This is a genomic window from Bradyrhizobium sp. P2_E8 (genome assembly GCF_056403875.1).
Window position 1 is genome coordinate 1 of the sequence record NZ_JBFUES010000406.1, and the last position, 6,258, is coordinate 6,258.

2 protein-coding genes and 1 pseudogene are annotated in these 6,258 nt (G+C 65.6%); 2 read left to right on the forward strand and 1 reads right to left on the reverse strand.

The genetic code is table 11. The features are described 5' to 3' along the window. Positions 1-559, reverse strand: a 559-nt coding sequence (locus AC1D00_RS21800; RefSeq protein WP_477012082.1) for a hypothetical protein, incomplete at its 3' end; no start/stop codon positions are given. 489 nt (positions 560-1,048) lie between these two features. Between AC1D00_RS21800 and gltB the strand changes: the two genes are divergently transcribed. Further along, a complete protein-coding gene (gltB, locus tag AC1D00_RS21805; RefSeq protein WP_477012083.1) occupies positions 1,049-5,782 on the forward strand; it encodes a glutamate synthase large subunit in 4,734 nt (1,577 codons plus the stop codon). Between the two features lie 156 nt (positions 5,783-5,938). Continuing rightward, positions 5,939-6,258: pseudogene (gene gltD / locus AC1D00_RS21810) on the forward strand (glutamate synthase); the annotation flags it as partial.

The window sequence follows — 6,258 nt, forward strand, 5'->3', positions numbered from 1 at the left end:
GCGGAGGGGCCGCCTTCGGCAGCGGCACGGTGCGGCTGGCGACACGCGGGATCGGGGCGGGCGGGCGCGGCGGGCCGCTGCGGACCACGGTCGGCGGCGGCAGCGCGCTTTGCGGACCGTAAGGGGCGACCGCACGCCCCTCATAGGCGGGGGCCATGCCATAGGCGTCGGCGGCGGGCATGAAGCGCAGGATTCGTCCGTCGCGGGCATCGATCACCAGCCGGCCGTCATCGCCGCGGCGGTCGATCACCGCGATGGTGTAGACGCTGCCGCGCAGGCGCGGGATGCCGAGCGGCGAGAAGCCGTTGTCGCGCAGCACCGCATAGACTTCGGTGGCCGGCAGCAGCGCCGGCGACGGGCCGCGTTCCTCGTAGCCATAGCCATAGCCGTATCGTGGCGGCGGAGGCGGCACGGCGTCCGGCGGCCCATAGGGCCCGTCGAAATCCGACACCGCGATCGTAGCCCCTCCCACAATACCGTTCGCTGGAACTTGCGCCTCTGCCGCGGTCACGACCAGCGCCAGCGCGGCGGCGGCCACACATCCTGTGAAAAACTTCATGGTCGACACGCTCCTGTCAGGCCCCGGATGGATCGCGCTCTTTCGCTTCTTGCGGCGTGGCGCGCCTTCCGAAGGGTCGATCCGAAGCTTCATTCGGGATTCCGGCGTCTGCGGGGCCGGATCAGGGCGCGTTTGCTTCAAAACCGGGGCCGCGCGCCGTGCGGAAAGCGATGATTGACACTTTGGGAATCGGGACTTTCGCGCGCTTGTGTGATAGACAAAAATTTGGCAAGGTGATGGTTAGGACAGGACACCTGTCTCAATTTTGCTAGCGATTCCGGCATAGGGATTGCAACGAAAGTCGGTGCTTCCGAGCACCAAGAAGGCAACAGGCAAAGCCGTTCACGGGGACGTAGAACGCCTTGGCCTGAATTTAAGAAAATGCGGCTCGCAGCGGACGAGCGGTGACCCAGAGGCGGGTGCCGCGGAACGCCCAAGGTGCGCCGAAGATGGCGGTGAGACAGCTTGCCGCATGGAGAGGACGAGGACATGAACGGGTCGCAATTCGAGCGCGCAAACATCGTGGCAGAAGAACTGTCGGCGACGGTCGCCTCGAAAACGACTGATCCGATTCAGGAACACAATTCGCGCCCGCCGGCCGAAGGCCTCTACGATCCGAGCCTGGAGAAAGATTCCTGCGGCGTCGGCTTCATCGCCAACATCAAGGGCAAGAAGTCGCACGAGATCGTCTCGGACGCGCTGAGCATCCTCTGCAACCTCGAGCATCGCGGCGCCGTCGGCGCCGATCCGCGCGCCGGTGACGGCGCCGGCATCCTGGTGCAGATCCCGCACGCGTTCTTCAGCCGCAAGGCCAAGGAGCTCGGCTTCACGCTGCCGCAACCCGGCGAATACGCCATCGGCGCGCTGTTCATGCCGCGCGACACCGCCTGGCGCAACGTCATCAAGAGCATCATCGCCGACCAGATCAAGGAAGAGGGCCTGACCCTGCTCGGCTGGCGCGACGTGCCGACCGACAATTCCTCGCTCGGCGTCACCGTGAAGCCGACCGAGCCCGCCTGCATGCAGGTGTTCATCGGCCGCAACGGCACCGCCAAGACCGAGGACGATTTCGAGCGCCGGCTCTACATCCTGCGCAAGTCGATCTCGCAGGCGATCTACCAGCGCCGCGACCGCGGCCTTGCGGGCTATTACCCCTGCTCGATGTCCTGCCGCACCGTGATCTACAAGGGCATGTTCCTCGCCGACCAGCTCGGCAAGTACTATCCCGACCTGCACGAGGCGGACTTCGAGAGCGCGCTGGCGCTGGTGCATCAGCGCTTCTCGACCAACACCTTCCCGGCCTGGTCGCTGGCGCATCCCTACCGCATGATCGCGCATAACGGCGAGATCAACACGCTGCGCGGCAACACCAACTGGATGGCGGCGCGCCAGGCCTCGGTGAGCTCGGAGCTCTACGGCAAGGACATCAACCGGCTCTGGCCGATCTCCTATGAAGGCCAGTCGGACACCGCCTGCTTCGACAACGCGCTCGAATTCCTGGTGCAGGGCGGATACTCGCTGCCGCACGCCGTCATGATGATGATCCCGGAGGCGTGGGCCGGCAATCCGCTGATGGATGAGACGCGCCGCGCCTTCTACGAATATCACGCCGCGCTGATGGAGCCGTGGGACGGCCCCGCCGCGATCGCCTTCACCGACGGCCGCCAGATCGGCGCGACGCTCGACCGCAACGGATTGCGGCCGGCGCGCTATCTCGTGACCAAGGACGACCGCATCGTGATGGCGTCCGAGATGGGCGTGCTGACGATTCCCGAAGACCAGATCATCACCAAGTGGCGTCTGCAGCCCGGCAAGATGCTGCTGGTCGACCTCGAGCAGGGCCGCCTGATCCCCGACGACGAGATCAAGGCCGATCTCGCCAAGAGCCATCCCTACAAGGAGTGGCTGGAGCGGACCCAGATCGTGCTGGAAGAGCTGCCGAAGGTTCCGACCACCGGCGTGCGCTCCAACCTGTCGCTGCTCGATCGCCAGCAGGCGTTCGGCTACAGCCAGGAAGACGTCACCATCCTGATGACGCCGATGGCGGCCACCGGCGAGGAAGCCGCGGGCTCGATGGGCAACGACACGCCGATCTCGGCGCTGTCGGACAAAGCCAAGCCGCTGTTCACCTACTTCAAGCAGAACTTCGCGCAGGTCACCAACCCGCCGATCGACCCGATCCGCGAGGAGCTGGTGATGAGCCTCGTCTCGATCATCGGGCCGCGGCCGAACCTGTTCGACCTGCAGGGCATGGCCACCACCAAGCGCCTCGAAGCGCGCCAGCCGATCCTGACCGACGCGGATCTGGAAAAGATCCGCTCGATCTCGGAAGTGGCTGAATCGCACTTCAAGTCGCGCACGCTGGACACCACGTTCCACGCCGGGCTCGGCGCGGCCGGCATGGACCAGGTCTTAGATGAGCTCTGCGCGCGCGCGGAAGCCGCCGTCCGCGAGGGCGTCAACATCATCATCCTGTCCGACCGCATGGTCGGCACCGACCGGGTGCCGATCCCGGCGCTGCTCGCCTGCGCCGCTGTGCATCATCACCTGATCCGCGTCGGACTGCGCACCTCGGTCGGTCYCGTCGTCGAATCCGGCGAGCCGCGCGAAGTGCATCACTTCGCCTGCCTTGCCGGTTACGGCGCGGAGGCGATCAATCCTTACCTCGCGTTCGAGACCATCATCGCGATGAAGGACCGCCTGCCCGGCTCGCTCGACGACTACGAGATCGTCAAGCGCTACATCAAGTCGATCGGCAAGGGTCTGCTCAAGGTGATGTCCAAGATGGGCATCTCGACCTACCAGTCCTATTGCGGCGCGCAGATCTTCGACGCGGTCGGCCTCAAGGCGGACTTCGTCGGAAAGTTCTTCGCCGGCACGCATACCCGCGTCGAGGGCGTCGGTCTCGCCGAGATCGCGGAAGAAGCCGTGCGCCGCCATGCCGACGCGTTCGGCGAGGCGCTGGTCTACAAGACCTCGCTCGACGTCGGCGGCGAATATGCCTATCGCAGCCGCGGCGAGGACCACGCCTGGACCGCCGAGTCGGTCGGGCTGCTTCAGCATGCCGCGCGCGGCAATTCGCTGGAGCGCTATCGCGCCTTCGCCAAGATCCTCAACGAGCAGTCGGAGCGCCTGCTGACGCTGCGCGGCCTGTTCCGGATCAAGAATGCGGACGAAGAGAAGCGCAAGCCGGTGCCGCTCGACCAGGTCGAGCCGGCCAAGGACATCGTCAAGCGTTTCGCCACAGGCGCGATGAGCTTCGGCTCGATCTCGCGCGAGGCGCACACCACGCTCGCGATCGCCATGAACCGGATCGGCGGCAAGTCGAATACCGGTGAAGGCGGCGAGGAAGCCGACCGCTTCAAGCCGATGCCGAACGGCGACTCCATGCGCTCGGCGATCAAGCAGGTCGCCTCGGGCCGCTTCGGCGTCACCACGGAGTATCTCGTCAACTCCGACATGATGCAGATCAAGATGGCACAGGGCGCCAAGCCCGGCGAAGGCGGCCAGCTGCCCGGCCACAAGGTCGACGCGACCATCGCAAAAGTCCGGCACTCGACGCCGGGCGTCGGCCTGATCTCGCCGCCGCCGCACCACGACATCTACTCGATCGAGGACCTGGCGCAGCTCATCTACGACCTCAAGAACGTCAACCCGACGGGCGACGTCTCGGTCAAGCTCGTCTCCGAGATCGGCGTCGGCACGGTGGCCGCGGGCGTCGCCAAGGCGCGCGCCGACCATGTCACCATCGCGGGCTTCGAGGGCGGCACCGGCGCTTCGCCCCTGACCTCGATCAAGCACGCCGGCTCGCCGTGGGAGATCGGCCTTGCCGAAACCCACCAGACGCTGGTGCGCGAGCGGCTGCGCAGCCGCATCGTGGTCCAGGTCGACGGCGGCTTCCGCACCGGCCGTGACGTCGTGATCGGCGCGCTGCTGGGCGCCGACGAGTTCGGCTTCGCCACCGCGCCGCTGATCGCGGCCGGCTGCATCATGATGCGCAAGTGCCATCTCAACACCTGCCCGGTCGGCGTCGCCACCCAGGACCCGGTCCTGCGCAAGCGCTTCACCGGCCAGCCTGAGCACGTGATCAACTACTTCTTCTTCGTCGCCGAGGAAGTCCGCGAGATCATGGCCTCGCTCGGCTTCCGCACCTTCAACGAGATGATCGGCCAGGTGCAACTGCTCGACCAGACCAAGCTGGTCGCGCACTGGAAGGCCAAGGGCCTCGACTTCTCCAAGCTGTTCGTCAAGCAGAAGGAAGAGAAGGGCCAGAAGATCTATCACTCCGAGCGCCAGAACCACCATCTGGAAGCGGTGCTCGACCGCACGCTGATCGAGAAGGCGACGCCCGCGCTCGACCGCGGCGCGCCGGTGAAGATCGACGCCACGATCAACAGCACCAACCGCTCCGCGGGCGCGATGCTGTCGGGTGCGGTCGCCAAGATCTACGGCCATGCCGGCCTGCCGCATGACACCATCCATGTCAGCCTCAAGGGCACCGCCGGCCAGGCCTTCGGCGCGTGGCTCGCCCACGGCGTCACCTTCGAGCTCGAGGGTGAAGGCAACGACTATGTCGGCAAGGGCCTCTCGGGCGGCAAGATCATCGTCAAGCCGCCGAAGAACTCTGCAATCGTGCCGGAAGAAAGCATCATCGTCGGCAACACCGTGATGTACGGCGCGATCCAGGGCGAGTGCTACTTCCGCGGCATCGCCGGCGAACGTTTTGCCGTGCGCAATTCGGGTGCTGTCGCGGTGGTCGAGGGCGCGGGCGATCATTGCTGCGAATACATGACCGGCGGCATCGTGGTCGTGCTCGGCAAGACCGGGCGCAACTTCGCGGCCGGCATGTCGGGCGGCATCGCCTACGTGCTCGACGAGACCGGCGACTTCGACAAGCTGTGCAACCTCAGCATGGTCGAGCTCGAACCTGTCCTGTCGGAGGAGCTGATCAATGCCGGCACCTACAATCACGCCGGTGACCTCGAGGCGCACGGCCGGGTCGACGTGTTCAAGAACCTGCTCGACTCCGACGTCGAGCGGCTGCACGTCCTGATCACGCGCCATGCGAAAGCGACCGGCTCCAAGCGCGCCGCCGACATCCTTGCCAATTGGAAGGACTGGCTGCCCAAATTCCGCAAGGTGATGCCGGTCGAGTACCGGCGCGCGCTGCGCGAAATGGCGGCCAACGCGGACGCCGAGCCGAAAATCGCGATCGGGGCGTAATAAAGAAGCCTCATGGTGAGGAGGCGCTTAGCGCCGTCTCGAACCATGAGACGACCATCCGGGCCTCTATCCTTCGAGACGCGGCGCGAAGAGCGCGCCGCTCCTCAGGATGAGGAGTGAGAGAACAAACGACTAAGCGGCAGGACTTCGGGTTTTATGGGCAAGATCACGGGTTTTCTGGAAATCGAACGGCACGACCGCAAGTACACCCCGGTCGCCGAGCGCGTGAAGCATTTCAACGAGTTCGTCGTTCCCTTGACCGAGAAGGAAACGCGCGACCAGGCCGCGCGCTGCATGAATTGCGGCATTCCCTATTGCCACGGCACCGGCTCGGTCGCGCCGGGCACGCCCGGCTGCCCGGTCAACAACCAGATCCCTGACTTCAACGACCTCGTCTATCAGGGCAATTGGGAAGAGGCCTCGCGCAACCTGCACTCGACCAACAATTTCCCTGAATTCACGGGGCGCATCTGTCC